Annotated in this window: 22 protein-coding genes and 2 tRNA genes; 11 read left to right on the forward strand and 13 right to left on the reverse strand. The window is 55.5% G+C overall.

Annotated elements, in window-relative coordinates:
• Positions 1–183: 183 nt before the first annotated feature.
• Together AAC850_RS03785 and AAC850_RS03790 are read left to right on the forward strand one after the other, a co-directional pair.
• Positions 184–257 (forward strand) — tRNA-Cys (locus AAC850_RS03785).
• Positions 258–316: 59 nt separating this feature from the next.
• A tRNA-Thr gene (locus tag AAC850_RS03790) sits at positions 317–392 on the forward strand.
• 204 nt (positions 393–596) lie between these two features.
• Here AAC850_RS03790 and AAC850_RS03795 read toward each other — a convergent pair.
• Genes AAC850_RS03795 through AAC850_RS13955 form a run of 3 tightly spaced genes read right to left on the reverse strand, consistent with a single transcriptional unit; the run spans position 597 to position 2,297 of the window.
• Positions 597–1,661 carry a recombinase family protein gene (locus AAC850_RS03795; protein ID WP_340587291.1) on the reverse strand — a complete coding sequence of 355 codons (1,065 nt, stop codon included), beginning with the start codon at positions 1,659–1,661 and terminating at the stop codon, positions 597–599.
• Complete coding sequence (locus tag AAC850_RS03800; RefSeq protein ID WP_340587292.1) at positions 1,654–2,112, reverse strand: DUF2924 domain-containing protein; 459 nt, start codon at positions 2,110–2,112, stop codon at positions 1,654–1,656. The genes AAC850_RS03795 and AAC850_RS03800 overlap by 8 nt, the downstream gene beginning before the upstream one ends.
• Positions 2,109–2,297, reverse strand: coding sequence for a DUF3489 domain-containing protein (locus AAC850_RS13955; RefSeq protein ID WP_422723174.1), 189 nt, complete (start codon positions 2,295–2,297; stop codon positions 2,109–2,111). Before AAC850_RS13955 ends, AAC850_RS03800 begins: the two co-directional genes overlap by 4 nt.
• Between AAC850_RS13955 and AAC850_RS03805 the strand changes: the two genes are divergently transcribed.
• Positions 2,269–2,409 (forward strand): hypothetical protein, encoded by a 141-nt coding sequence (locus AAC850_RS03805; protein ID WP_340587293.1) that lies wholly within the window; start codon positions 2,269–2,271, stop codon positions 2,407–2,409. The two genes, AAC850_RS13955 and AAC850_RS03805, sit on opposite strands and share 29 nt — an antisense overlap.
• A gap of 225 nt (positions 2,410–2,634) precedes the next feature.
• Here the strand turns inward: AAC850_RS03805 and AAC850_RS03810 are convergent, their stop codons facing one another.
• Both AAC850_RS03810 and AAC850_RS03815 read right to left on the reverse strand, forming a co-directional pair.
• Positions 2,635–3,684, reverse strand: coding sequence for a LacI family DNA-binding transcriptional regulator (locus AAC850_RS03810; protein ID WP_340587294.1), 1,050 nt, complete (start codon positions 3,682–3,684; stop codon positions 2,635–2,637).
• 9 nt (positions 3,685–3,693) lie between these two features.
• Positions 3,694–5,031 (reverse strand): MFS transporter, encoded by a 1,338-nt coding sequence (locus tag AAC850_RS03815; RefSeq protein WP_340587508.1) that lies wholly within the window; start codon positions 5,029–5,031, stop codon positions 3,694–3,696.
• Positions 5,032–5,202: 171 nt separating this feature from the next.
• On the opposite strand from AAC850_RS03815, the gene AAC850_RS03820 reads away from it, so the two are divergent.
• The 3 genes from AAC850_RS03820 to AAC850_RS03830 all read left to right on the forward strand — a co-directional run bounded on the left by AAC850_RS03820 (position 5,203) and on the right by AAC850_RS03830 (position 9,828).
• The gene (locus AAC850_RS03820) at positions 5,203–7,671 is read left to right on the forward strand and encodes a TonB-dependent receptor domain-containing protein (RefSeq protein ID WP_340587295.1); all 2,469 of its coding nucleotides are present in this window, start codon (positions 5,203–5,205) and stop codon (positions 7,669–7,671) included.
• A gap of 160 nt (positions 7,672–7,831) precedes the next feature.
• Entirely contained in the window at positions 7,832–8,947 is a 1,116-nt protein-coding gene (locus AAC850_RS03825; RefSeq protein WP_340587296.1) for a glycoside hydrolase family 68 protein, read from the forward strand.
• Positions 8,947–9,828 (forward strand): ROK family protein, encoded by an 882-nt coding sequence (locus AAC850_RS03830; protein ID WP_340587297.1) that lies wholly within the window; start codon positions 8,947–8,949, stop codon positions 9,826–9,828. Before AAC850_RS03825 ends, AAC850_RS03830 begins: the two co-directional genes overlap by 1 nt.
• Before the next feature lie 211 nt (positions 9,829–10,039).
• Here the strand turns inward: AAC850_RS03830 and AAC850_RS03835 are convergent, their stop codons facing one another.
• From AAC850_RS03835 to AAC850_RS03855, 5 genes are all read right to left on the reverse strand, one after another.
• Positions 10,040–10,792: a DUF6339 family protein gene (locus tag AAC850_RS03835; protein ID WP_340587298.1), complete on the reverse strand. Its 753-nt coding sequence runs from the start codon at positions 10,790–10,792 to the stop codon at positions 10,040–10,042.
• Positions 10,789–11,631 carry a hypothetical protein gene (locus AAC850_RS03840; protein ID WP_340587299.1) on the reverse strand — a complete coding sequence of 281 codons (843 nt, stop codon included), beginning with the start codon at positions 11,629–11,631 and terminating at the stop codon, positions 10,789–10,791. The genes AAC850_RS03835 and AAC850_RS03840 overlap by 4 nt, the downstream gene beginning before the upstream one ends.
• The gene (locus tag AAC850_RS03845) at positions 11,628–13,397 is read right to left on the reverse strand and encodes a hypothetical protein (RefSeq protein WP_340587300.1); all 1,770 of its coding nucleotides are present in this window, start codon (positions 13,395–13,397) and stop codon (positions 11,628–11,630) included. Before AAC850_RS03845 ends, AAC850_RS03840 begins: the two co-directional genes overlap by 4 nt.
• 176 nt (positions 13,398–13,573) lie before the next feature.
• Complete coding sequence (locus tag AAC850_RS03850) at positions 13,574–13,795, reverse strand: hypothetical protein (protein WP_340587301.1); 222 nt, start codon at positions 13,793–13,795, stop codon at positions 13,574–13,576.
• A 443-nt stretch (positions 13,796–14,238) separates the two neighbouring features.
• Positions 14,239–15,771 (reverse strand): DNA cytosine methyltransferase, encoded by a 1,533-nt coding sequence (locus AAC850_RS03855; protein WP_340587302.1) that lies wholly within the window; start codon positions 15,769–15,771, stop codon positions 14,239–14,241.
• A 66-nt stretch (positions 15,772–15,837) separates the two neighbouring features.
• Between AAC850_RS03855 and AAC850_RS03860 the strand changes: the two genes are divergently transcribed.
• Together AAC850_RS03860 and AAC850_RS03865 are read left to right on the forward strand one after the other, a co-directional pair.
• Positions 15,838–16,308, forward strand: coding sequence for a very short patch repair endonuclease (locus AAC850_RS03860; protein WP_340587303.1), 471 nt, complete (start codon positions 15,838–15,840; stop codon positions 16,306–16,308).
• Positions 16,309–16,339: 31 nt separating this feature from the next.
• Positions 16,340–16,633, forward strand: coding sequence for a hypothetical protein (locus tag AAC850_RS03865; protein ID WP_340587304.1), 294 nt, complete (start codon positions 16,340–16,342; stop codon positions 16,631–16,633).
• A gap of 32 nt (positions 16,634–16,665) precedes the next feature.
• On the opposite strand, the gene AAC850_RS03870 is transcribed toward AAC850_RS03865, so the two are convergent.
• Positions 16,666–17,508, reverse strand: a complete 843-nt coding sequence (locus AAC850_RS03870) for a hypothetical protein (protein WP_340587305.1) — start codon at positions 17,506–17,508, stop codon at positions 16,666–16,668.
• A gap of 254 nt (positions 17,509–17,762) precedes the next feature.
• Positions 17,763–18,824, reverse strand: coding sequence for a hypothetical protein (locus AAC850_RS03875; protein ID WP_340587306.1), 1,062 nt, complete (start codon positions 18,822–18,824; stop codon positions 17,763–17,765).
• Between the two features lie 321 nt (positions 18,825–19,145).
• Here AAC850_RS03875 and AAC850_RS03880 point away from each other — a divergent pair, with 321 nt between their 5' ends.
• From AAC850_RS03880 to AAC850_RS03890, 3 genes are all read left to right on the forward strand, one after another.
• Positions 19,146–19,403 (forward strand): tyrosine-type recombinase/integrase, encoded by a 258-nt coding sequence (locus AAC850_RS03880; protein ID WP_340587307.1) that lies wholly within the window; start codon positions 19,146–19,148, stop codon positions 19,401–19,403.
• Between the two features lie 289 nt (positions 19,404–19,692).
• Positions 19,693–20,910 carry a hypothetical protein gene (locus AAC850_RS03885; RefSeq protein WP_340587308.1) on the forward strand — a complete coding sequence of 406 codons (1,218 nt, stop codon included), beginning with the start codon at positions 19,693–19,695 and terminating at the stop codon, positions 20,908–20,910.
• Between the two features lie 183 nt (positions 20,911–21,093).
• On the forward strand, positions 21,094–21,810 hold the full coding sequence (locus tag AAC850_RS03890) for an endonuclease/exonuclease/phosphatase family protein (RefSeq protein WP_340587309.1): 717 nt from the start codon (positions 21,094–21,096) through the stop codon (positions 21,808–21,810).
• Positions 21,811–22,020: 210 nt separating this feature from the next.
• Here the strand turns inward: AAC850_RS03890 and AAC850_RS03895 are convergent, their stop codons facing one another.
• Positions 22,021–24,804, reverse strand: coding sequence for a calcium-binding protein (locus AAC850_RS03895; RefSeq protein WP_340587310.1), 2,784 nt, complete (start codon positions 24,802–24,804; stop codon positions 22,021–22,023).
• Between the last annotated feature and the right edge of the window lie 401 nt (positions 24,805–25,205).

Consider the following 25,205-nt stretch of genomic DNA (forward strand, 5'->3'; position numbering starts at 1 on the left):
GTCTCCTTGGGTGATCCGTTCAACAGCTGCCGATCTTGCCAAGTTTCTATTGAGAAGACGTTTAATTCTTCCTCATCCCGATCCCTAGAGCAGCATTCACTAAACGCGCCGACACATTATCCGAGCCACAAGCAGGAAGGGCATTGCGCCCGCGCCCGCTCTGGGCTAGTTGGCGCGCCTTCCGGCCCGATGGCGGAGTGGTTACGCAGAGGACTGCAAATCCTTGCACGCCGGTTCGATTCCGGCTCGGGCCTCCACTCCCTTGGCAATTGGCGTATTGCGACCGCAAACGCGCTTGCCTAAGGGACGCGAGAGCGCCGCTTTAGCTCAGTTGGTAGAGCACATCATTCGTAATGATGGGGTCAGAGGTTCGAATCCTCTAAGCGGCACCACCCACTCCTGAAGGTCGAGACTGGCGCCGAGATCCCGGTCGGACTCCTGATAAAAATCCGTGTTTTCAGTGGTATATCGCTCAAGCAAAATCCGTACTTTGCGGAAGAGAGCTTTCTGGCGCACACCGCACAACCAGATAATGGCCGAATTCTCTAAACCCTGAAAACCGGATACCAGTTGCAGTAGGCTGATTGGGCTCGAGTTTAGGTAAATCCGAAGAAGTGGCGCTGTTCGTCCCAGCCGAGCGGGATGCTGGTAGCGCGAAGCAGTTGCCGGCCTGTCAGCGATGCAGGTTGCCGGCCCTCGACTATGGCCGAGAGGATATCCGGTGCAAGCCAGCTGATGCGAAGAAGCTGCCAAAGATGGCGCTTGCCGTAATCCGAGACTGCTGGATGGTCTTTGCCAGCAATGACCATTTCCTGGGCCGCGCGGGCTTTTGCGATCAGCTTCAGGAGCACGGGGTCTGGCTGGTTATCCTGCGGCACGATCTGCTCGTGTTCGCCTTCATAGAGCTCTCCGTCATGGCGAACTTTGCCGAGGTAAATCGGGTTCTTGAGCAGCAGGGCGAGCGGGCCTTTCGTAAAATGGATACCACCCTTGGTCTGGCCATCACGGTAGGTCCTGAGTCTGGTTCTGATCCCGCGTCCAGCCAAGTCTTCAGCAAGTGCACTAATCGATCGAAGCGCAACATACCGTTCAAAGATCAGCCGGACTTGCGCTGCTTCTGTGGGATGCGGCAGCAACTTTCGATCATCAAGGTCATACCCGAGCGGAACAGGCCCTCCCATCCACATTCCCTTGCGTTTCGAGGCTGCAACCTTGTCGCGGATTCTCTCTCCGGTGACCTCGCGTTCGAACTGTGCAAATGAGAGGAGGACATTGAGGGTTAGCCTTCCCATGCTGGTGGTCGTGTTGAACGCCTGAGTAACACTAACGAACGATGCGTCAGCCTTGTCCAGCTTGTCGACAATGCGGGCAAAATCAGCAAGATTGCGAGTAAGCCTGTCGACCTTGTAGACGACGATGACATCGACCTTGCCGGCTTCCACATCCGCCAGAAGCTGTTGAAGCCCCGGCCGGTCCATGTTGCCGCCTGACCAACCGCCGTCGTCATATAGCTCGCCGCCCAGTTCCCAGCCCTCATGAGCCTGGCTCATGACGTAAGCGGCGCAGGCTTCTCGCTGTGCATCAAGGCTGTTGAATGCCTGCTCAAGTCCTTCCTCGGTCGATTTGCGCGTGTAGATGGCGCAGCGTTTGCGATCAGTCATCAGCACACGCCCGCTGCTTTTCTGTCTTGCGTTTGCGGACTCCAAAGAACCTCGGACCTGACCAATGGGTGCCTGTTATCGCGCTGGCGATCTGGGTCAGGCTTGAATAATGCCGCCCCTGATGCTCGAAGCCGTCACTGAGGACCAGCACATGATGGGTCGTGTCGTGCCACTGACGAACCAGCCGCGTTCCTGTCTTCAGAGAGATGTCTCGAGCAGACATGACGTCGCCAGTCTTCTCAATCTGCCGTAATGCCTCGCTCAACCTGTTTCGCGTTGCTGTTGGCAGGCCGCCATGAACGCGGGACTGGAGCTTCCAGGCGATCCCGCGGCGCAGCAAATCAGGTCCAATGTCGGGAGCAATTGTACGAAGCTGTTCTCGCCATTCTGCACGTAGCTGTGATGGAGTCATCTCGTTCAGCGATTCGAGCTTGGTCTTCAGCGTGCTCATCGGATCTGCTCGGCTGATGCAGAGCTGGTTATTCGATAGGCCAACGACCGGTCGGACCGGTGCTCCTTGATTACCGTATTCCCACTCTTCCGGACTCCGGTGAGGAATGCACGACAGCTATGCGGCTGCCAGTCTGTTGCCTTTGCGATCTCGGCTATGGATGCGCCTTTTGCTCGCCTCAACATCCGCGTTACTGTTTCGGCCTTGGTGGGACGTTTCCTGTTGTCGGGCTTTGCATTTTGGGATGGCATGTCGCGTCTCCTGCTTGAGACCGAGACTATCTCGGTCTTGCAGTGACACAGGCCGCGCGGTCTATGACCGAAGCGGCTCTGGAGACGGCTCCGTCTCGCTCAGCATGAATGCTCGAGTTGTGCGTGAAGTCCAGTGGAACGTCCGTTTTGCGCCCCCTTGTAGTCATTTCGTCAACACTTGGATGACCCTGAAAGCTACCATACCTATTTTGTGAATGTGACCCAGTTGTCACGAGGCGGCCGCTCGATAGACCCAATTGTACGCCTGCGATTAAGCAGTCTCGCGGACAATCAATCTCGGCGGCATGACAAGGCTTTCGGTTTCGTCACCCTGCAGACGTCTTAGCAACAGGTCGACTAGTCCGTGGGCACCAGCTTCGATGTCCTGACGAATTGTGGTCAAAGGCGGCAGGGTTTGCTTGGCGATTGGCAAGTCGTCAAATCCGACAAGTTTAATTTCGCCTGGCACCTTGATGTCAAGCTTGCGCAGTTCCTGCATGCACGCGAAGGCAATGGAGTCACTGGCAGCAAAAATGCCGTCAATCTCTTCGCGATGCTCGGCAAGGAAAGAAGATATTTCCTTGCTTGTTTGTTCCGGCGAAAGATGTGTTGAGACCGACGTAATCGACACCCCCATCGCTTGGGCTACATCGCGGGCTCCGGCGTAGCGTGCTGCAAATTCGAACGGCCCGGTATCGCCGAAGAACGCAAGCCGCTTGGCTCCAGCGGCGATCAGTCGCTCTGCTGCGAGGCGCCCACCAAGTCGGTTGTCGGCACCGACAACACAGTGGCGTTGGCCTTCCTGGTGATTACCCCAAACGACCATAGGCAAATAGCCATCTGCAACTTCTTCGATTCTATCGAATTGGTCCGATTGGCCGATGACGATGACGCCGTCGATAATGCCAGAGCGGATGAACCGGTCGAGCCAGTCCTCGTCGCGTTCTGGAATGACGCGGCGAAGCATCAGGTCGTAACCCTTTTCAGTCAGTTCGTCCGCCAGATGACCCAACAGCGTCATGAAGAAGCTGTCTGAAATTTGCTGCTGACGATCGTGACCAAGAGGGATCGCGACGCCGATCACGCCTGTTTTCTGACGGCGTAACGCACTCGCCATCTGGTTGGGTTGGAAGCCATGCTCGCGGGCAAGCGCCTGAATGCGATCACGGGTTTTGGCATTCACGAGGCTTTTGCCTGCCAGCGCGCGCGAAACCGTGCCTGGTGACACGCCGGCGACCCGCGCGAGATCGGTGATCGTGCGGATAGGACGAGGCAACGCCTCCTCGTCGCCTTCGCCGGGTTCTGCATACTTCTTATTCATTGAAGCCCCTCAAGCAGGCGCAATCGGTGCTTGTTCTCGTGGAACACGGTGGCCTGCATCGACAAACATGGTCGCCAAGGCTCCCAGTATCATCAATCCACCCCCCAATAGCAGGACATTGCGAGGATCGCCGCCCAAAACTGGATTGTAGATCAAGGGCATCGTCAATGTCTGGAATAGCATCGGCAAAACGATGAACATATTGAAGATACCCATGTATATGCCGTTGCGTTCTGCCGGGATTGAGTCTGCAAGCATGACATAGGTATTCCCCATCATTCCGGCCCAACCTATCCCGATGCCGATCATCAAGACAAACAGTGCTACGGGCGTTTCGACACCGGGTATCAGGAACATCGCGATTCCCGATGCAGTGAGGCAGACCGCGTGGACCAATCGCGCGCCCAATTTGGCCACTATCGGGATCAGCAGCAGCGCACCTACAAATGCGATGAAGTTGTAAAGCGCGCCCGCTTGCTGTGTCGTCAGCGTCGCTTCACGGAAGGCGGCTGTTGAAGGGTCAGAAGTATTGTAAAGCGACCGACCCACCGCGAAGGTAATATACTGCCAATAAGCAAACATGGCGTACCACTGGCACAACATGGCCAGCGCAAGCTGGCGCATGGGCTTGGGCATATCTCGGATCGCATCGACAATTTCCTGCATGGTAGCGCGGACGGTCATCGGCTTGGCATCAATCGCGGCCTGCTCTTCTGGTTCGAGCGGCAATTCTGGCACGCGCCACACAGACCAAACGATGGTGCTGATCGACAGGATCGCACCTATGATGAAAGCAATACGGACGATTACGGGGATGCCATTGTCGTCCAGTACATCCTGCGCGACGAAGGCGGTCAACAGTGTGGGGGCGAGGTATGACAATGTCTGCGCCAAGCCCGTAAATGCACTTTGCGTGAGAAAGCCTATCGATCGTTGGTTGGGTGCCAATCTGTCCGCGACATAGGCGCGGTAAGGTTCCATCGTAATGTTGTTGCCAGCATCCAAAATCCACAAGAGACTTGCTGCCATCCACAGCGCGCTCGAATACGGCATGAGGAACAGGCTGATTGTGCAAATGATCGCGCCGATGAGGAAGTAGGGCGTCCGGCGTCCAAAACGACTGCTTGTACGATCGCTCATCGCGCCCACGATTGGCTGGATGATAAGGCCGGTCATCGGACCAGCCAGCCACAGCAGCGGCATCGTCGATTCTTCCGCGCCAAGGAAACCGTAGATCGGTCCCATATTGGCCTGCTGTAGTCCAAAACTGAACTGCAGCCCGAAGAAGCCAATGTTCATTTCGATGATTCGCATGAGCGAAAGCCGCGGTTTTCCGATGCTTTTCATTTGCAGTATCCTCTCAACCCGGTCGCTCTTGCGGCGATCCGTGGCAACTGAGTGACACAATAATGACGTTTGTGCAAACGTTTGCAAAAAAGCTGTTGCAAACGTTTGCAATCGATTTATGCCTTAAGTGCGAATCGCGTAAAATCGCGAACGAATGAGGAGAGTTTTGCTATGAAGTTTCGTCACGCCTTGGTCTTCGGTGTTGCACTGTCGGCATTTTCGATCCCTGCTTTCGCGCAGGACACTGCAGCTTCCGGTGAGGAAGAGGCAGCTGAAGAAAACACCATCTTTGTCACCGCCGTTGCGCGTGGCGGTAATGAGCTCGAGACTTCGGTTTCGCTCAGTTCGATAGATTCCGATACCATCACGCAGCTCAACCCCGGCTCGTCTGCAGACCTGGTGCGCCAGATCCCCGGAATCCGTGCGGAAGCGTCGGGCGGTGAAGGCAACGCCAACATCGCCGTTCGCGGCATTCCCGTATCGACCGGCGGTGCGCGCTATATCCAGCTGCAAGAAAACGGCCTGCCTGTTCTCGAATTTGGCGATATCATTTTCGGCAATTCCGACAACTTCCTCCGTGCAGACCGCAATGTAGGCCGGGTAGAAGCTGTTCGCGGCGGCTCGGCTTCGACCTTTGCATCGAACTCGCCAGGCGGTGTGGTCAACTTCATCTCGAAGACGGGTGAACGTGAAGGCGGCGCAATCGCCGGGACCGTCGGTCTCGATCACGAAACATATCGCCTGGACTTCGACTACGGTGCAAGCCTGACCGATGACAGCTACTTCCACATTGGCGGTTTCTATCGCACCGGTGAGGGCAACCGCGACATTGGCTACACTGCTAGCAATGGCGGCCAGATACGCGCGAACTTCACGCAAGAATTCGATGGCGGCTATATCCGCGTATACGGGAAGTATCTGGACGACAGCACACCCACGATCTTGCCGCAGCCGGTTTTCGTTGGCGGCACTGCTTCTGATCCCGATTATCAGGCAATCGACAATTTCGACCCCCGCTCGGATTCGCTCTACAGCCGGTACATCACCACTTCAGCGACGCTCGATGGCGACAACAATCCGACGACATACGACATTCACGATGGTCTCTCGGTTAAATCTGCGGCTCTCGGCCTCGAAGCTGAAATCGAATTTGCCGATGGTTGGGTGCTGACGGAACGTTTCCGCTTTGCCGACAACTCGGGCAGCTTTGTTTCGCCATTCCCGGCAAGTGCGGGTTCGGCCCAATCCATCGCTGATGGAATCGGCGGCGCGGGCTCAACCATTGAATTTGCTTCTGGCCCGAATGCAGGCTCTGCCGCGAACCCAATGTCCATCGGCGGTAATGGCCTACTGACGAACATTGTGTTGTTCAACGTGCGCTTGAATAGCCTCGACAATATTTCGAACGATCTACGCCTTTCGCGTGAATTCGACATGGGCGGTGCGTCGGCCGTGTTCACCACAGGCTTTTACGCCTCCCGCCAGGAAATCGATACCGACTGGTTGTGGACCTCATTCGTCCAGACTGTCGAGGGTGACGGTGAATCAGTGCTCGTCGACATTCGCGATGCGGGTGGCGATCTGGTCACGCAGAACGGCGTCGTGGGCTTTGGTGCCAGCTTCTTTGGGAACTGCTGCCGCCGAAATTACGATGTCAGCTATGATACCTACGCGCCCTTCGCCTCGCTTTCTGTCGAAGTGGGCGATCTGACTTTGGACGTCAGCGGCCGCTACGATTTCGGTTCGGCGAACGGCACCATCACTGGCGCTGACAGCGGCTTTGGCACTGGTGTGACTTCCTTCGACTTTAACAACGATGGCAACATCGACCCTGCCGAAGCACAGACCAGTATCTTGCCGCTAACCAATGCCCGCCCGGTCAACTACGATTATGATTTCTTCTCGTTCTCGCTGGGTGCGAACTATCTGCTGACCGACGATCTTTCGATCTTCGCTCGTTACAGCCAAGGTGGCCGCCACACGGCGGACCGTAGCCTATTCTCGCCAGCCGTAAGTGCTCTCGACGGCAGTCTGCCGGGCGGTGACAGCGGCGTAATCGCAGAAGTGAATCAGCTCGAAGGTGGCTTGAAGTATCAAGGGAGCGGGCTGCGTCTTTACGCAACGGCTTTTTACGCTGAAACGGCGGAGACAAATGTCGAGATCGCTCCGCTTCTGCTCACCGACAACACTTACGAGGCGCTCGGGCTCGAGGTAGAGGGCAGTTATCAAGTTGGTCCGTTCTCGCTTTCGGCAGGCGCCACCTGGACAGATTCCGAAATTGTGGATGCGAACAATGCTGCCATCATCGGCAACACGCCGCGTCGTCAGGCCGACTTTGTCTATCAGGGTACCGCTCAGTATGAAGATGACTTCTTCACCGCTGGCTTGAACCTGATCGGCACCACCGAGAGCTTCACGCAGGATAATAACGACTTGGTTCTGCCGGGCTACAATCAGGTGAACGCCTTCCTGTCGGTTCGACCGCTCGACCGGCTGGAGCTGACCCTGAACGCAAACAATCTCTTCAACGCCTACGGTTACACCGAAGCTGAAGAGGGCTCGATCCCGGGTAACGGCATCGTTCGGGCGCGTTCAATTGCTGGTCGCACCGTTTCGGCATCGGTCCGGATCGACTTCTAACTAGGTGTGCGGGTACTTTGGCCGGCGGGCGCTTCTCCCTGTCCGCCGGCCAATTCTTTTTCATCGGACGCATCTGTTTCCTGAAAGACATCAGGAAGAACTACGCGTCTGATATTCGAAAGCGAGAGGCATGAGTTCCAGCGCCATCAAGCTAAATCAAATGAAAATACAGACTTGCACCTGGACGTCAGAAGCGTTGCAGGGCCTTCAACTCGATAATACCAACCAGGCACCAATTCTGGACGCGGATCAGGCTCAGCCAATGTCCCCGGAACTGGACGTCTGGGATGCCTGGCCGCTTGCCGATCCCTCTGGAAATCCTGTCACCTGGCAAGATGGAGAACTTTGGTTCGCGCTCGCGGTTGCAAGATCCGATGATCCCGAACAGCGCCATCATCTGGCACGCATTCACCATTTCCACCGAACCGGCGACAAGTTCCGCCATGTCGGCGAGACTATGCCGGAAGAGATATCTCCAGGGGCACGGGAATGGTCAGGTTCGGCGCGGCTCGACAATGGCATCGTGACATTGTTTTTCACGGCTACAGGGCAAAAAGGCGATCCGCAGCTTTCCTATGAACAACGCCTGTTCGCGACGAAGACAGAATGGCAGGACGAAGAGAATCCTTTTGCCGCATGGTCGACGCCAACGGAGATCTTCACCGCGGACGGTGAAATCTACCGTCCCGCTGACGAGAACGAGGGCGTGCCCGGCAAGATCAAGGCTTTTCGCGATCCCTCGCACTACCGCGATCGCGATGGTCGTGATTATGTACTGTTCACTGGATCTTCGGCGGGCAAACCCAGCACGCACGACGGGCTCATCGGTCTCGCTGCCGCTCAAGAAGGCGGTGGTTATTGGCTGAACCATCCGCTTGTGGAAGCTACGCAGGTAAACAACGAATTGGAGCGCCCACATATCGTGGAGTTTGGTGACGCGCTCTACCTGTTCTGGTCCACTCAGCGCGGCGTTTTTGCGCCCGGGATCGCAGCGCCTACCGGACTTTATGGGGCAACTGCCAAGACACTCGAAGGGCCTTGGACTTTGCTCAACAAGACCGGGCTTGTGGTCGCCAATCCTGTTGAGCGTCCGACACAGGCCTATAGCTGGTGGGTTCTCCCCGACCTGACCGTCGCAAGCTTTGTCGATTACTGGGGACCGGAAGATCCGAGTGTCCCTGAATTGCAGTCACGAAGGGCGCGTTTCGGCGGCACCTTTGCGCCGTTCCTGCAACTCGCTATCGACGGGGCACGAACAACTCTGGTGAAGAATTGATGACGAGCGGTGACGGAACTTTGCTTGGCGCAATCGAGGCTGGTGGTACGAAGTTCGTGCTGGCTGTTGGCCGCTCCCCTGACGACATTGAAGCGCGGCACGAGATACCCACCCGCAAACCGGAAGAGACACTTGCAGAAGCAGCGCAGTGGCTCGAAGCACACGGCGAGCTGTCCGCATTGGGAATCGCTACCTTCGGACCAGCACAGCTTGACCGCGACGCCTCCGATTGGGGCCACATTCTCAAGACACCGAAGCCGGGCTGGTCCAGATGCGATCTCGCTGGATATTTCGCTGATCATCTTGGCGTACCGGTAGGGTTCGACACCGATGTCAACGGAGCTGCTCTGGCTGAACATCAGCTTGGTGCAGGCCGCGAGACGGCGGGTATGGCGTATGTCACGGTGGGCACCGGAATCGGCGGTGGGCTGATTGTAAACGGACAGGTGGTCCACGGAGCGGGACACCCTGAGATGGGCCATTTCTTCCCGCGCCGGGACCAGAGCGATCACGTCTTCGCAGGGTCTTGCCCATTTCATGGCGACTGTCTGGAAGGCCTTGCAAGCGGTCCCGCGATCTTGTCGCGCTGGGGACAGAAGCTTTCCGACTTACCCCAGGATCACGAGGCCCACACGCTGGTCGCAGGCTATCTCGCCCAACTGTGCCATTCGCTGTTTGCATTCTGCGCAATCGAACGGGTCGTTCTGGGCGGCGGGGTTGTGAAAACACCCGGCCTTATCGACCGGGTCGGTGAAATGACGCAGTTGATTGGCCGCGACTACCTGCCGGGGCGCACCCGTCAGCAAGTTGTACCGGCCGAACTGGGGAATGATGCAGGTCTTGTCGGCGGGCTTTTGCTCGCAGACGCGTGCAGAATCTGAGAAAAGGAAGCTGGTGTTTTCCACTAATTGGCATCAGCACAGCTAACATTGCTTGATCGAAAAAATCGCAGTTGAGCAATGACTGGATTTCCTGCCAATGGCACCAAAACCGGACAAACCGCTTACGGCCCGATCCGGTTGCCCTACTTAACATAAAATCAGTTGGCGTCTTGCGCAGTGTGAAACCTCCGCTTGGATGTTTCGATACGAGTTACGCATCTTTTGCATAGCGGCGCTCGAATTCTTTCTTGGCAGCTGGAAGGTTCGAGCTGAGCAGGGCATCTATTTCCGCATCTTGCAATGACTCGAAAAGCAGGCCTCCAGCATGCTTGTCCATCACAAGCATAAAGACCTCAAAAGACCTATCGTGCTCATGTAACCAGCCCTCTCTTTCAAGTAGCCGGACAATTCCCTTGGCGATTGGAAGGCGGAACGATGCGTTGGACCTGTCAAAGAACTGCAGGCGTATATTGGCGCGCGCCAGAATCTGTTTGAGTACGCGCTCAGGATTTGATGAGTCGATCTGGTTGGCAATATGCCCATTCCACCAGAGCCTTGCGATTGCATTATCATCCCGGCACTGGTCGAGCGTTCGCGCGAAAAAGTGGTTGGCGACATCCTTTGCGGGATCGTTGCGGATCCATCTCTTTCTTGAGTATTCCAGGCAATCAATGTGGCATAGCCTGACCCAAACGCGCTCCTGCCTCGCAATAGCGGCGGTCATGCCTTGAAATGCGGAATGTACTAGCAGCGAATTCTTGATCTCTGCTTCCCGAGAATTGTCGAGCTCGAGCTTGGTTGCAAAACTCGGATCGTAGCTGACGTTCTTCAGCTCCAGACCCCAGCCTTGTTCGCTTGCGTGCTCGTCGAACGTTCCATGTTCATAGTGATCTATATTGGCTTCAACTCCATCAGCGAGCTGTTCAACAACCTTGTCGGAAACATAATTAAGCGGCTGAATCATGCCCATACTCCCTCGACCGCTTCAAGGTCATGAAAGGGTACCGCGAGCAATTTGCAGGCATCATATATCAATGAGGAGCTGTCGCTGTCGTATGCGACTTCAAGCTTTTCGCAACGTTCAACAAAGGGCGCAACCCAACGTTTTCCTTGGTACTGTCCCGTACCTTTCTCAGACCTTAGGATGGACAACACCTCCATCACGACAGGAACGTACAGAGAGTTCATGACTACCGCCGCAAGTTGTTTATGATTTCGCATCCGCTCAATGAGATCGTAAGTATCTCGCCCTGCCAAAACAGTTATCTTCTCACTGTCGAGATTGACCTCAAGTTCACCCTTTTCGAGATCTTCCCTGACCACAATAGAGAAAATCGTTTCCAGATTTGGCAGTGGGAGGTTTCCAATCTCGATCTGAAACTCCTCGCCCATTGCAAGGATATCACCTTTCCTGAGATTGAAGCGTGACGGGAATTCCTCATGGACGCCCGCCGGCTCCCAATTCGGAATTTCATGAACTGTCCAGACAAGCGGACGAAGATTCACGGTGCCCAACAGAGCGCCCGGGGAGAAGCTGTAAACCGATTTACCGATCGTCAAGGGGATGAGCTCCCTCACGCCTGTCGCAACTCCAAGTGCGAAAATGCCGATAGCAGCCTTGCCATCTTGCAGGAGCTTCTCGATCTCCGAGTTCGAAATCTTGAGGTCACATGCAATCGAAATTCTGTCGCTTGCTTGGTCCTCTCGATAGGCAATTTTTGCTTCAAGGTATCCGTCCGAATGGTCGTCTCTCCATTTGGCGAGAACAGGGTGCGGAAAGTTCATTCCATCGGAGAGTCTCATGCTTCGGTCTCCGTCGCGTCTTCTATGGGAAACGCAGACAGCTCCATTGGACCATGGAAGCTCTCTAGAAGCTCGACACGGATCGAAACGCGCTTGCCCTCTTCAAGGTCGAGCTGAATCTTCCCCTGCTCGACTTTACCCGTCCCGGCCTTCGCCACTGGCAGCCCCGCTGTACTGGTCAAGCCAGATGCAGCGACCGAGATTTCTGCTCGACCAGTCGATTTGGGTGTGAAGTGCATCTCGTGCGAATGTTTGCCAGATTCTACGACCTCGTAGATCCTTGTAGCTGCCAGTTCGATCGGTTTCCTTTTTGACGAAGTTCCTGTGCCGCCGGTCCCAGACCCGCTCCCCCTGCCGGCCCCGCTCCCTCCGCCGCCGCTTTGACCTCCGCTGCCGCCAGAACCTCCCTGATTGCCATTATTGTGTGTGGTTCGAGTCCGCAGCGTCTTGACCTTCCGCTGCTTGGCCTGACCGTACGTAAATCTTTCAGGATCGGTCTCGCCGGAAGATGTCGCCTCCTCGTCTCCTGCATCCGACGCGAAGAGATGGGCAAGTTCATAAATATCATCACTGTCAGTTGTTTCGATTTTTGCGACCTCGGTTATTTTTTTCCGGATCTTCGAGACGAGGACATTTATCTCTTTCTTGATGCGCTTCTGCTCTTGATCCCCGATTATCCGGGATGGCTCAAAAGCGTTATGCTCGGGATTTTCGAGCCGTTTTAGCAGGGCCCCAAACTTCTTCCCGTCAGAACTTGCCGATGGCTCAAGAATTGCAACAAAATCGAGTGTCTGGAAACGAACAAGTCCTTGATCAAATGCCTGGAGATGGTCTGTAATAAACATGCCGTTGCGCACTATGAGGATCCGACGTGGAAGTTCGGATTCGACCAGAATGTGCAGATCTGCGCTTCCGTAACCTGCCACCTCGAATGTGAATGTTTGTGTTTCCGCAGACGACAAGCACTTCAGGATTTGTCGCGCGTAGCCTAGTTGCATCGTTAAACCGGCATCCTTTGCCACCTCGTCCATTTTTGAAGAAGCGAGGCGTTGAGCCAGCGTTGTACTATTGATGATTATGTTTCCGTCATCGATGGAGAATTCCATCCGGCCCCGGAAGATGGCGGTCGTGAAGTTCGTCAGGATGGAAATTTCCATCTTTTCCGCCCAGTCAACTTGGCTGGGGAAGCAGATTACAAACAGTGATGTCCCGCACTCATCACGTATCATCCAGTCCGGCAGGCCTGCAGTATCTGTAATTGGTGCAAAATCGGGATTTCCCCAATAACCTTCTGCCCTGACGGGTTCGTCATCCCTCTCGTGGGACAAGAGCTGCAGCCGCGCCTGGATGCCAAATTCGTCGCCCCCTTCCTTGTCTTTCGTCAGAGTGGAATAGAGAACCGTTTGAACATTTGATGCCGCAAATGCGGCTTTCTTTCCAATGCCAAACGCGCCCCCGGAATCATCGCTCCGCTTGTTGTTGACCCCGTCTGCCTTGACCAGCGAGTTAAAAACGCTTTCGGAGTCGTCCATCGGCCCAGTCAGACCTGTGGTGTTGAAGTCAGCGATTTCCAGGATAGAGATTGTGTCGCCGCTACTCTCGGTGACTGCACGTCGGAAGAACTGGGTCGTCCTATCGGAATCAGGATCGTTCTCCATGCGAGCTGCCTTGCCTTCGCTGTCAGCGAGACAGTGCTTGCATGCTTCAAACAATTCGTCAGCGAAGGGCAGGTCTGAGCGAGCGATCTGATGGAGGTTGAATTTCATTACAACCGGCTTGTCGCCGTCCTTGGAGCCGGCATCATTCGAATTCTGCCCCGTCTCCCGGGCGCAACTGATGTAAGGCTTCCCGCGAAATTGCTCGATACCTCCTTCGCCGAGGCCCTCTGGCTTTCGCGCTGGATTGGGTAGAAACTTAACGCTGTAAGACAAAGCTATCCCTCCTAGAGCTTGAATTCGCCACGAGATTGAGAGCCACTTTCGGTGAAGCGCTTCTTGGATGAATCGAGCGCTTCCTGAAGTGCGCGAAATACCTTTCGCACGTCATCATCCGTATATTCGTAGGCATGCCGGTTACAAAGATTTCCGATAAGTTGGATATCCTTGAGCGCCTTGTTTACTCTGTTCTCCGCCAACCTCACAAACTTATCGCGCTTGTCCGTCATGATTCGCCTCCATTGGGCACATATGGTCAGAAGCGACTCAAAATGTCAATACATTTGGTAAATATTTGCAATATGTGTGCAGCTGACGCGCAATTGGAATCGCTCTGTCGAAGTAAATCTGAGTGCCGAATGGTTTGTGAATGGCTTGGCAAAATACGAATGCGGGCTCTTCGTCTTCCTGGACAACCTCGTAGCGGAGCTTTGCCACAAGCACCGCGAGGAAACGCCGGACAATCTGGTGAGCAAGATATGACATTAAGGCACTGCCTACCTGTAGGTTTTGCTGCGTGCGATTGGTCCGGTACGGATCGTAATCCGGAAGGGCCTGCTAGCGCGCAGCCTCACCGACAGTCAGGTTCCTCTGCTCTGCGTTGAGGCGTTCTGGATGAAGGAGTTTCCTCGGAGATGTGGCTCGCCGCGATAGTTGCCAACACACTGGAGACCTATTCTGATCCTGTTCGCCCTCCGAGAACCTTCAACAACGCCTCTCCAATCTGTTTCGCCATCAATGGCGGCACAGCATTTCCGACCTGAGTAAACTGCGGCGTCCTGCCGTTTCCTTCAAAGAAGTAGTTGTCGGGAAAGGTCTGAAGCCTGGCTGCTTCCCTTACCGTCAAGCTTCGGCATTGAGAGACATCCGGATGGATGAAGGCGTGTCCATCCTTTGATATGTGGCTTACCACTGTCGTCGACGGCCTGCTCCAGACCTGAGCGCGAAAGCGATCTCCGTAATCCCCGGACTTCCAGTTCTTGTGGTCAGGAGCCAGGCCCATTGGAAATTCCTTCGACTTCGGGGATCGCCCGAATATCTGTCCGAACGCCGCGACAAATGCGTACCGGGCAAGGTCATCAGGCATGTGCCCACGTGTCCCATGATTGGGTAAAGTGTCGAGCATCGGGTCAGAGAACCAGGATGCGAGCATGTTGTCTTTGACAGCACAGGGTCTCGAGCTGTTTCTCTCCGGAATTTCTGCAGAGTCAGCCAGTTTTGCTGCGGTAGAACGGAGCAATTCCGAAACCTGCCGGAACGAGGCGCCAAACCCGTCGCATGCTTCAGCGGCCTTCTCCATACCTTTTGTTGCCGCGTCGCGCCATGAGAGGTCATTGTCATCCCTCTGGGGAGTGATGCCACTGCGCAACTTCGGCATGCCTTCAAGAACGTCTGAAACGGTCGACTGGCGGGCCGCAGGCACAAGACCATTGAATTCGAGCGTCGCCTCCAATTCCTTTGCAACGTCCGTGCGGATACCGACAACGATGACCCTGTGCCTGCATTGCGGAATGCCATAGTCCTCACAACGGATGAGAAAGCCTGCTCCGACTCCCTTGCCTCCGGTGACGAGCGGGAACAAAGTGTAGCTATCCGGATCGCTACCAGCAGCACGCAAATCCTCGAGGATCCTCAGGAATATTTCGTTCTTGTCGACCTTCGACGAGAGGATGCCTTTGACGTTTTCCATCACGAAAGCTGTCGGTTGCAGCTTTTCAATGATCCTGATGTATTCCTTGTACAAATAGTGGCGCTTGTCCTTGGCAGGATCGTATTCGGCCAGGCTCCTGTTCTTGTTCCGGCCTACGATCGAATATGCCTGGCAAGGCGGACCTCCTATTAGAACTATCGGCTCAGAAGCATTGCGAAGCGCCTCCAGAACCGGATCCAAGTCCCCCCTGGTAGCGGGCCCAAGCTCGAGCTGCATGGTCTCTTTTTCTGCCGCCTTCCATTCGTCAGGATGCGCAGCCATCATCTCTTCTTTGGAGATCCGTCCGGCAATGTAATCGTAGTATTCTGATGGGGCCTTATCGAACTGCCTGAAGAAGCTGCGTAATCGCAATGTGGCAAACGCGTTTGGCTCCATTTCCACTGAAAGCGCGACATCAAAGATGCGAGATCCGTCAGCCGCGCGGACCGACGAGAATCCCTCGGCAAGCCCGCCGGGCCCGGCGAACAGATCCACAACCTTGAACCTTGAGCTCATTTGAAAGACTGTCTCCAATTGACGACCCTGATACCAGGTTCGACCGAATAGGCCAGGGACCTTTTGATGACTGATATTGTAGATCCGGCCACCCGTTCACGCATGATGTCAGGCATTCGCGGAAAGAACACGAAACCAGAGGTGAGATTGCGCCGTTTGCTGCATGCCGAGGGCTTCAGGTTCCGCGTACATGACAAGCACCTGCCCGGAAAACCGGACATAGTCCTGCCGAAGTGGAAAGCTGCCATCCAAGTTCATGGATGCTTCTGGCACAGGCACGAAGGCTGCCGGTTTGCGACAACGCCGGCGACGAGGCAGGATTTCTGGGAGGAGAAGTTCGCTGGAAACGTCGCACGCGACCGGCGCAACCTGGAGCTGCTGCAGGATGCCGGATGGCGCACAGCGATCGTTTGGGAGTGCGCCATCCGCGATGGCGATTTCGATCAGTTGCTCACCATACTTCGGAAATGGATCAGGAATGGTGACAGATCGCTTGAGTTGTCTCAATCCGGTTTACCAGAAATGCTCCGGTCGTGACTTCCTTTAGCGTCAGCGATATCAGCCGAGGATGACAGCAGAAGATGAACTTGCGCCAGCCTTGGCCGAACTGCAGCGTACGCACGATGTACTGCCGTTCCTCGAGCAGCAGATTCCAGCAGCAGAGGCGAAGTTTCGTCGGATGCCGGATGAGATGGTCGACGTGCTTTCCACCTCGCCGGACTTCAGGCCACCTGCTCGCGGCGGTGCGCCAGTTTGGCTCCAGCTGGAGGCAGAGGAAGGTCATCATGCCGTCGTAATCGTTGCCCGACCGGAGGCTGACGGCGAGCTGTGGGTGATTTCCCCGCGGAAGGCCAAAGACTGAGCCGGAATTTCGGCCCCCCGTTCAACAACAGATCAGTGCCGCTCACACAGATGTGCCGAGATCACCTTCGTCAGCTCTCTTGAACGACCCTGTATCTTCCTGCACCCAACATTCGTCGCACATAGGTCGTGATTTACCAGATCAAGCTGACACTTATGCCGGTTCCACTGCGTGCCCGAGGGGTGGTTCAGTCCGGCCAAGATCCGGCCGCCATCAACAAATCCCTGTTCTGAAAGCTCAGCGAGGATGGTCGCTGGGGTAGGGCCGAAGGGGACAAGCCACGCATTCGGCAGCATCTTCAATTCCGGGATCAGGTAGTCTCGAACCATGCCTTGCAGAAGCGGATTTTCGAGGTCGATCCTCGAAGTGCCGCCCGGATAGTTGATCCAGTTGGCTGCCATTCTTTTGAGAACCGGGTAACGATAGACCGAGGTGTAGTGCACCCGGTGGCTGGATCGTCCGAACAAGTCTGATGCAGAAGCCAGCCCGAACAGATCATTCATGCGGAAATGATCCATCAGCCGGGTTGTGATCGTTCGCATCTCTCCGGCGAATGAGGCCGAAAGCTTCGCTACTCGCATGGCATCAGCAACTGTACGTCCCGAGCGAAGCTCGTTCCGCAGTGCAGCCAGTGCCGCCTCGGCCTGCTGTTTGCCGGGCGTCACTCCGAGGAGGATGATATCGGCATCTTCATTGATCCAGTCGAATGGAGCATAGAAGGCGGCAAGACCTGAAGATCGCCCCATCGAGAATGCAGGCTCATCGAGTATGGCGCCGGATCCGACAACGCTCGAAAGCTTCACGTCTGAAAGGCTCATGATTTCTGAGGCGATCCGCTCCAGATCCACCCGCAAGGTCTGATTAAACGTGAGCATTTTCTTCTCCTCGGTGATGAGTTTACCGTCTCTCCGGCTGTCACGCGAACCCCCGCGTTCAGGAGATGGATCACCAAGGGAGAGACGAAAGGCCTCGGCTCCATCCTGCCGGTGTTATGGGCGACCGCCGGCTGCGCCTGGGTGGTGACTGGCCACCCGCGGTCGGGTCCTCCCCCGGCTGAAGCGCCAGGGCGGTTTGGAGGAACCAACCGCTTGATGAGTTCGCGCTATTATCTTGCGCGGTGAAGTCTTGCTCAGAGCTGGGAAAGCTCTCTGGCCGAAACGCGGCGCCAGCGCTCGACAGTGACGATGCCGAAGTTTCCGACGTCATTGGGGCGTCGCCAGCGCGGAGTTGCCATGGCGGTCAGCGCGGCAAGAGCATCCTCGTAGCTGCTGTAATCCTGTTCTTCGCCCTTTGCTCCGATCGTGTAGTGCGGCTCCTCGGAGGGGCGGCCAGGGCGCAGGCAGGACTTCGGACCAAAGATTGTCCCGTCACGCGCTTCCGGGACAAAAAGGTATTCCTCGGGCTCTTCGAGCTTTTTGGGCGCGATGGGAGTTGGCTCTGACTTCCAGCACTCACCCGACACATATTCCTTCCAGATCGAAGGCATGTATTCCCGTTTGGTGAGCCAGCTCTCAGCGCTGGCAGCGGCAATCAATCCATCCTTCGAGACGATTGGGGCGTCGGCAGATTTTGCATAGATCGCATTCTGCAGTCGCTTGGTAGTTACGCGGCTGAGCGCTGCCAGCTCATGAACCGTCAACGGGTCGCCATTATCGAACTTCAATCGCCCTGCTGCGGCCAGACAGGTCGTCCTTATTGTTTCCAGCCCATAGAACTCCATGCCGGGGCCAAACAGCGATAGAAAATTTGTCAGCCTCTCGATGGCCGCGGTCACGAACCCGGGTACATCCAGCGAGTCATGCGCCCTTTGAGACTTTTCTCCTTCCTCTCCAAGGTGAGCCCAGGATGGGAGGATGCCGTAGTAGGCAAAGGCGTTGAGGTCGTGTGCCTGCTCCATCGTTTCTGGCCAGTAGGTGTCGTTGTAGGCGTCAATGTCCTCCCAGTCTGTTCGCCAATCGAGTGAGGGCTCGCCATCGCCAAGCTTGCTCCAGGCCATCTCGGCGACAGGCGCGGTCGAGATGATCTGCCCGAGGGCATGCATGGCGCGAGCGGCAATGATTGGCTCGAATGCGCACTCGATAAGGTCGCCGGCAAGAGCAAGTGATCGAACGAGGCCGTCGCACTCCTCCCATTCATAACCATCCTGGAAAGTGGTGAGGCGAATATCGTACTCTTGCTGAAGCGATTGCATGGCATCATTCCTTTAATTGGGTAGACGGGAAATCCGGAATGCCCGTCCTATATTGCGGCCTAATTCGCATTGCAAGGAAAAATGGGCATATAAGAAATCATAGCTGCCCAACTCCGCTAGTCATCGTTACCGAGGGTTCCGCCAGGCAGTCAGATGGAGCGTCGCCTTTGCCGCCCAGGCGGCACTAATCCCCTGTCACTCAATCCACCGAGGTAACTCCGGCAGCGGCGGCCGCTTTTCGCGGACATGGCTCTTGAGGCGCCCCTTTTCGTTCCGTTCCTCGTGCAGACGCTTCCACCTCCAGAATGACCATTCGAGGACTTGGGTAAGCCTTACGCCGACATCAAGCGGGCATGGGACGTGGCAAGGAAAGAAGCGGGCCTGCGCGACGTACGCATCCATGACCTGCGGCACTCGGCTGCCTCATTCATGATCAACGCGGGCATCGATCTTTACGCCATAGGACGCATTCTAGGGCACGCTGATCATCAGTCGACCATGCGGTACAGTCACCTTGCCGACACTACCTTGCTGGCCGCAGTTGAAGCCGGAGCGGCCCAGATGAAAGGGTTCGCGTGAGATGGCGTTTCAGGAAGGTAATGAAACAATGACCTGCAGCCACTGTGGCGCAGTTCACAAGGTGAGCTGGTATCGCCTGCCGGTACGCGAACCTTACCAGTTAGACTGCCGAAAATGCCGCGAGACGCTCGCTAGCGGCAAGGGCGTCAGAGCCTATGAGCAGGTGCTTCTAATAAAGACTTAGCTTACCGAATGGAGCCCGAGTGCGCGTGAGCGTGCTCGGGCCCTTTCTTATTATTTTTTCGGTTTCGAGATGGTCTCTGCAGCGAACCCGATTAAGGAAGCTTGGATGAGTAGACAGCACACCCAACCTATTTTGGTCTCCGCCGACGACACGTCGTCACAGGTGCTTACAGAACTGGTCTACGGGCCATCTCCCGAAAGCGTAAGCGAAGCTTGGATACAGGACCTTGTCCATACACATCCTGGCTGCCTGCCAATCGCGGAAGTTGACCCGGTTTTTGCGGATCCGGTGGCTATCTGCCGAGAACTCAACACGCCCGCCGGGCCGATCGACAACTTCTTAGTTACGCCCTCGGGCCTTCCCGTCTTGGTTGAATGTAAGCTTTGGCGAAACCCGGAAGGCCGCCGAGAAGTCGTCGGGCAAATTTTGGATTACGCCAAGGAACTTGCCTTGTGGTCTTCCTCAGACCTGCAGCGCGAAGTGGCGCGGCGGGTAGATGGAGATGGAAACCAGATTCTGCGACTGCTGAAAGACGCGGGTCACGAGATCGATGAGGTCGCTTTCAACGATGCTCTGACGCTCAATCTCCGACGCGGGCGGTTCCTGCTGTTGATTGTCGGCGATGGCATCCGTGAAGGCACAGAAGCAATTGCAGGCTACCTGCAGCGCCACCTAGGCCTTCACTTTTCGATGGGGCTCATCGAGATGCCTGTTTTCATCATGCCCGATAATTCGCGGCTGGTTACACCTCGCGTTCTTGCGCGGACAACGATCATCAACCGGAATGTCGTATCACTGCCTGATGGCATGGCAATCGAAGATGAAGACAGCGCTGAGACTACGGAAGATAGGCAGGCATCGGAACTCTCGACGGAGCGTCAGCAATTTTGGGCTGCATTTCTTTCAGACCTACGCTTGGACGACCCGGAGCAACCCATCCCCAAGCCATCTAAGCAAGGCTATCTTGCCTTCATGTTGCCCGCACCAAGCGGGAGCAGTTGGATAACGGTTTGGCGGGAGATCGCTAGCGGTGAAGTCGGCCTCACCCTCGGCTGGTCTAAGGGATATGTCGGCGAGGAAGCTGGTCAAGCGCTCGTTCGAGATTGGGATAGTTTCCGGCATCAACTGAATGGCGAAGCCAAGATTACTGAAATAAGAGGCCGCGAGACAATCACAGAAAGGTTTGCAGCGGGCGACCTCTCACAGACAGAAAATCGAGAGGCGGCATTTGCTTGGCTGCGGGATCGGCTCAACGATTGGGTCAACGTTATTCGGCCAGAAGTACGTTCTCTCGTTGCCGAACTGAGGACGCAATCAGATTAATCATTGCAACAGGAAGGCACTGCAGCTTGGCAGGAGGTCGGAGGCAGCGTTTGAAGTCGGGAATTGCGATAGCTATCCGCCGTGCGCAGCAAAGCTCTGCCAAAAAACGACAGCCTATGTGACTGCTTTTCAATAGCCCAAGTAGTCGCTCACTGGTAACAGGCAAAAAGAGGAGACTGTTACTTGGCAACTTCGGTTAAAGTCGGAACTTGGAACGTTGCCTGGAGAAAGCCTCTAAGTCTCGCTGGCAAGACGATGCGAGACCGCTTGCTTGAGAGTGACCCAGAGGTCCTTTGCATTACCGAGGCGGATGCCGGCTTCATGTGCGGTAGCGGGCACGTTACTTGTGCCGAGGCGGACTACGGTTATTCCTTGGTCGGGGACCGCAGAAAGGTGGCTCTTTGGAGCAAACAGCCATGGGCTCGCGTCGACCGAGTGGGTGATAAGGAGCTTCCGCCTGGCCGGTTCGTCCGTGGCCTCACCGAGACCAGCGCCGGACCACTAACCTTCGTCGGAGTTTGCATTCCCTGGGCGGCCGCGCACGTCAGCACCGGACGGCGCGACAGGAAGCGTTGGGATGAGCACCTCGCCTATCTCAACGGTCTCGGGCGCTTATTAGGACACCTCGAAGAGCCTTTTGTCGTCATGGGAGACTTCAACCAGGCTATACCAAAGCGAAGAGCTCCCACCCATGTTTTCGGAGCTCTGCAGCGTATGGTCTTGGGGCAGGTAAACGTGTTCTCGACTGGCGAGATCGAAGATTGCGGTTTCGCGATCGATCACATCGCGGGATCTCAGGGAATATCCTGCAAGAAGGTGACCGGCCTGTCGGCCACGAGCCCAAACGGTACCAAGCTAAGCGATCATTTCGGCATATTGGCCGAGCTAAGTGTCACTTAAGTCAGATGAGCTCGATCACTTGTGACCGTTAGCCAAAGGCGTGTCCCATGCCGATCAGTTGCAGCAAGTTATATGACCTGCTCGCTGAAAAGCAGAACCGGGGAAGCATCCGCAACTGGGACGATAGCGGCGGGGCTGCTTCTGGCACACGTCGAGCTCGGTGAAAGCGTCGTGGATTGGGGTGGTCAGGTGATATCCCGACCGAATGAACTACAGAATTTGGGCCACAGGCATGTCTAAGAAAATTTGCTCGTCCATATAATTTGCTGATGAACTCGCAATGCTTGATGGCTCCAAGACCAATTGCACATCGAGAAAGGCAGTTGATATCGCTTTGTCGGAACTGGCAGAGGGTGAAATGATCGTTTCATTCGAATAGTAATCGATCAGCGCATCCATCAGCGCAGTTTCCTCAATCGTCGATATGGCGCTCTGCAATTCAGCGTCATCGCCGCTATTCTCAGATTGATCTAATTGTTTGCCGGACGATCTGCCTGATGGTCGTCCCCCGCCAGGATTGGCCGGCGGGCCGCGACCATCAGGCACATTGTCCGGGACCGGTGGCGTCAGACCAAAGTCGAATGGTGACAGGTCATCGGCAGACACGCCCGCAAACAAAAGACTATTACTACCATCGCCCCAAGCTACTGAGGCACCTTCGGTGGTATCAACGATCGCCAAGTCTTTCATCGACTCGATCTCGAGATCTTCGTCAAAGACGACTCTATCCTGTGAATCAAAGTCGAGGATGGTGTCATTCCCGCTGTTTACCCCGATCATGAAACTATCCGCGCCCTCGCCGCCAATGAGGGTATCGTCGCCACCTTCTCCGTAGAGAATGTCGTCCCCATCGCCGCCATTGAGTATATCGTTTCCTTCCGGCCCTTCGGGAGGGATGACATCCCAACCCAACCCTGCGGGGGTATCGAGAACATAAAGTGCTATGCGGCTATCGCCGAAGAGGGTGTCACTGCCCCCAGCGCCCTGCAATTCGTCGTCTCCGAGGTCACCGGTTAAAACGTTTGCGGTTCCGTCTCCAGTCAGCACGTCAGCGTGCTCACTACCCGACAAATTTTCGATGCCAGAGATGTTTATGGTTCCGTGACCATACTCTTGATCGATTCCGACCATTTCGAGACTGACAACTACGCCGCTGATCATTGCGGGATCAGTCAGCCTTAATGTGTCGTTTCCCTCACCTCCGTCGACGACATGATTGCCGATACCCACAAGAACATGGTCGTCACCCGCGCCCATATAGGCCTGGTCATTATTGTTGGCCGAACCAAATGACTCCGAGCCCCAGAAGTGGTTGCTTTCTGAAGTGCCGTAGAAGACGTCATCATAGCGCGTCCCTTGCGCCCCCTCGACATTAACAAGCGTATCAGTCCCGAACGCTCCGCTTGTCTGCTCCTCGACGCGCAGGTCAATGATTACACCTGCTCCTAGGTCGGTCCAGTAATACGAGACCAAGTCGAAACCGTCACCACCGTCATACAGTTCGTCTGAACTACCTAGCACGGCATAATCATAACCGCCCTCTCCAAAAAATTGGTCGTTGCCGCCGAAGCCATTGAAACTGTCTGTACCATCCCCGCCCCAGAAAATGTTGTCTTCTCCGGCGAACGTACCCCACAGAACGTCATCGAATGCAGTGCCCACTATATTCTCGATACTAACATGGGTATCGCCTTCAGCTGCGCCACCCATGTTAAATCCGGTGAAACCGCGGATCATGATGCCTTCGCTAGCACCTGAATAGTCCGCCGTATCAACACCTTCACCGCCGTCCATGTAGTCGGCCCCAGCGCCGCCAATCAGCGTATCGTCGCCGCCTTCTCCGTAAAGAAAGTCGTCGCCTTCGCCACCATCAAGAGTATCATCGCCGGCCGATGCTTCTACTCGGGCAAATTCTACGCCTCCGATGCCGTCGATTATTGTGAAGTAGCTGTCACCATAAAGCGTGTCGTGACCGATGCTGCCTCTGAGAGTATCATTGCCGCCCGAACCTCCGAGCATGTTGTCATTTGTATCACCGATCAGCTCGTCGTTCCCCAACCCGGTCGATGCATTTTCAAAACCGCTAAGGGTCATCAGTCCCATCCCGGTATCCTGCGCCGCTCCCTGTAGGTTGAGGTCGAGCAACGATTCACCTGAGTAGCCGGGATCGAGGAGGGTGATTGTATCGTTGCCAGCGCCGCCATCCGCGGTGTGGTCGCCAATGCCCAAGACGACCGTATCGTCTCCGCCACCAGCCAATATAGTATCCGTATTACTACCCGTCACTCCACCGGTACTCTGTTGGAAGCCATAGAGGTAGTTGGCAGCATCGTCCCCGGTGATCACATCATCATAGATCGTGCCGATTACTGCTTCCACATTGAGCAACGTGTCCGCACCCCATGCAGCGCTCGCCTGCTGTACACCACCTGCAGCTGTCAGGTCGACGGTCGCACCCGTGCCGTTATCAACCCCGAATTCATACGATACTATGTCGAAGCCGTCGCCGCCATCGTAGTACTCATTACCCGACTGGTTAGACATGAAATCATCGCCAGCCTGACCATAAAATGTGTCGTTCCCGCCGAAGCCTGCAAACCCGTCGCGACCATCGCCGCCCCAGAAGATGTTATCTTCGCCAGTTAGAGTACCCCAGAACTGATCATCGAACGACGTGCCAATCACGTTTTCAATGCTGACGTGCACATCGCCTTCTGCAGCACCGCCATTGATCCCGGTAAATGTGAAGTCGAGGAAGCGAATTTCGATACCTGAACTCTCGCCTGAGTAATCTGCGGTATCAATTCCGTCTCCGCCGTCCATGTAGTCGGCCCCAGCGCCGCCAATCAGCGTATCGTCGCCGCCTTCTCCGTAGAGAAAGTCGTCGCCTTCACCACCATCAAGCGTATCATCGCCGGCATCACCATTAATATTGTCGCTTTCAGGTGTGCCAACCAATTCATCGCTGCCGACCGTGCCAACTATATCTGCCATGCCATCCCCCAAATTCGAATCGATTATTTTGAAAGGTTAACGAATTAATCGAATGGATCAACCGACCGAAGATTTCAGTTTCGACAATAGATTTTGTTCTGGTCAAACTTCGTCGATTGTTTTCGGATTTTGTCGATACGGTGTTCGCCGTTTTCAATTTGAGTGGGTTGTATTCTGGACCTCTCGGCGCGGGTTAAAGTGAAGTTGGCTTCACTGACGCTTCGAACGCACTCACACTCTTCAATGTGAAGACCCAACGGGACACTCACTGTCCACCTAGAGAATCAGCGACTGCAACTGGGTCGTTAGCGGAATGTCGGCTTTCGGTTCATTCGCAACAGATCGAGATCCAACACGGCAGGCCAGACCGGGTATAGCGTGGGTCGGAAACCATTCATTAA

The sequence above is a fragment of the Erythrobacter alti genome, assembly GCF_037996805.1.
GTDB lineage: Bacteria > Pseudomonadota > Alphaproteobacteria > Sphingomonadales > Sphingomonadaceae > Alteraurantiacibacter > Alteraurantiacibacter alti.

What these genes read in the sequence shown, in the direction of transcription:
- AAC850_RS03830 (WP_340587297.1), top strand. Translation starts at nt 8,947, where the DNA reads ATGACGAGCGGTGACGGAACTTTGCTTGGCGCAATCGAGGCTGGTGGT.
- AAC850_RS03860 (WP_340587303.1), top strand. Translation starts at nt 15,838, where the DNA reads ATGACTGATATTGTAGATCCGGCCACCCGTTCACGCATGATGTCAGGC.
- AAC850_RS03800 (WP_340587292.1), bottom strand. Translation starts at nt 2,112, where the DNA reads ATGAGCACGCTGAAGACCAAGCTCGAATCGCTGAACGAGATGACTCCA.
- AAC850_RS03815 (WP_340587508.1), bottom strand. Translation starts at nt 5,031, where the DNA reads ATGAAAAGCATCGGAAAACCGCGGCTTTCGCTCATGCGAATCATCGAA.
- AAC850_RS03805 (WP_340587293.1), top strand. Translation starts at nt 2,269, where the DNA reads ATGGATGCGCCTTTTGCTCGCCTCAACATCCGCGTTACTGTTTCGGCC.
- AAC850_RS03810 (WP_340587294.1), bottom strand. Translation starts at nt 3,684, where the DNA reads ATGAATAAGAAGTATGCAGAACCCGGCGAAGGCGACGAGGAGGCGTTG.
- AAC850_RS03845 (WP_340587300.1), bottom strand. Translation starts at nt 13,397, where the DNA reads ATGAAATTCAACCTCCATCAGATCGCTCGCTCAGACCTGCCCTTCGCT.
- AAC850_RS03820 (WP_340587295.1), top strand. Translation starts at nt 5,203, where the DNA reads ATGAAGTTTCGTCACGCCTTGGTCTTCGGTGTTGCACTGTCGGCATTT.
- AAC850_RS03875 (WP_340587306.1), bottom strand. Translation starts at nt 18,824, where the DNA reads ATGCAATCGCTTCAGCAAGAGTACGATATTCGCCTCACCACTTTCCAG.
- AAC850_RS03895 (WP_340587310.1), bottom strand. Translation starts at nt 24,804, where the DNA reads ATGGCAGATATAGTTGGCACGGTCGGCAGCGATGAATTGGTTGGCACA.
- AAC850_RS03885 (WP_340587308.1), top strand. Translation starts at nt 19,693, where the DNA reads ATGAGTAGACAGCACACCCAACCTATTTTGGTCTCCGCCGACGACACG.
- AAC850_RS03825 (WP_340587296.1), top strand. Translation starts at nt 7,832, where the DNA reads ATGAAAATACAGACTTGCACCTGGACGTCAGAAGCGTTGCAGGGCCTT.
- AAC850_RS03865 (WP_340587304.1), top strand. Translation starts at nt 16,340, where the DNA reads ATGACAGCAGAAGATGAACTTGCGCCAGCCTTGGCCGAACTGCAGCGT.
- AAC850_RS03840 (WP_340587299.1), bottom strand. Translation starts at nt 11,631, where the DNA reads ATGAGACTCTCCGATGGAATGAACTTTCCGCACCCTGTTCTCGCCAAA.
- AAC850_RS03870 (WP_340587305.1), bottom strand. Translation starts at nt 17,508, where the DNA reads ATGCTCACGTTTAATCAGACCTTGCGGGTGGATCTGGAGCGGATCGCC.
- AAC850_RS13955 (WP_422723174.1), bottom strand. Translation starts at nt 2,297, where the DNA reads ATGTTGAGGCGAGCAAAAGGCGCATCCATAGCCGAGATCGCAAAGGCA.
- AAC850_RS03835 (WP_340587298.1), bottom strand. Translation starts at nt 10,792, where the DNA reads ATGATTCAGCCGCTTAATTATGTTTCCGACAAGGTTGTTGAACAGCTC.
- AAC850_RS03855 (WP_340587302.1), bottom strand. Translation starts at nt 15,771, where the DNA reads ATGAGCTCAAGGTTCAAGGTTGTGGATCTGTTCGCCGGGCCCGGCGGG.
- AAC850_RS03850 (WP_340587301.1), bottom strand. Translation starts at nt 13,795, where the DNA reads ATGACGGACAAGCGCGATAAGTTTGTGAGGTTGGCGGAGAACAGAGTA.
- AAC850_RS03795 (WP_340587291.1), bottom strand. Translation starts at nt 1,661, where the DNA reads ATGACTGATCGCAAACGCTGCGCCATCTACACGCGCAAATCGACCGAG.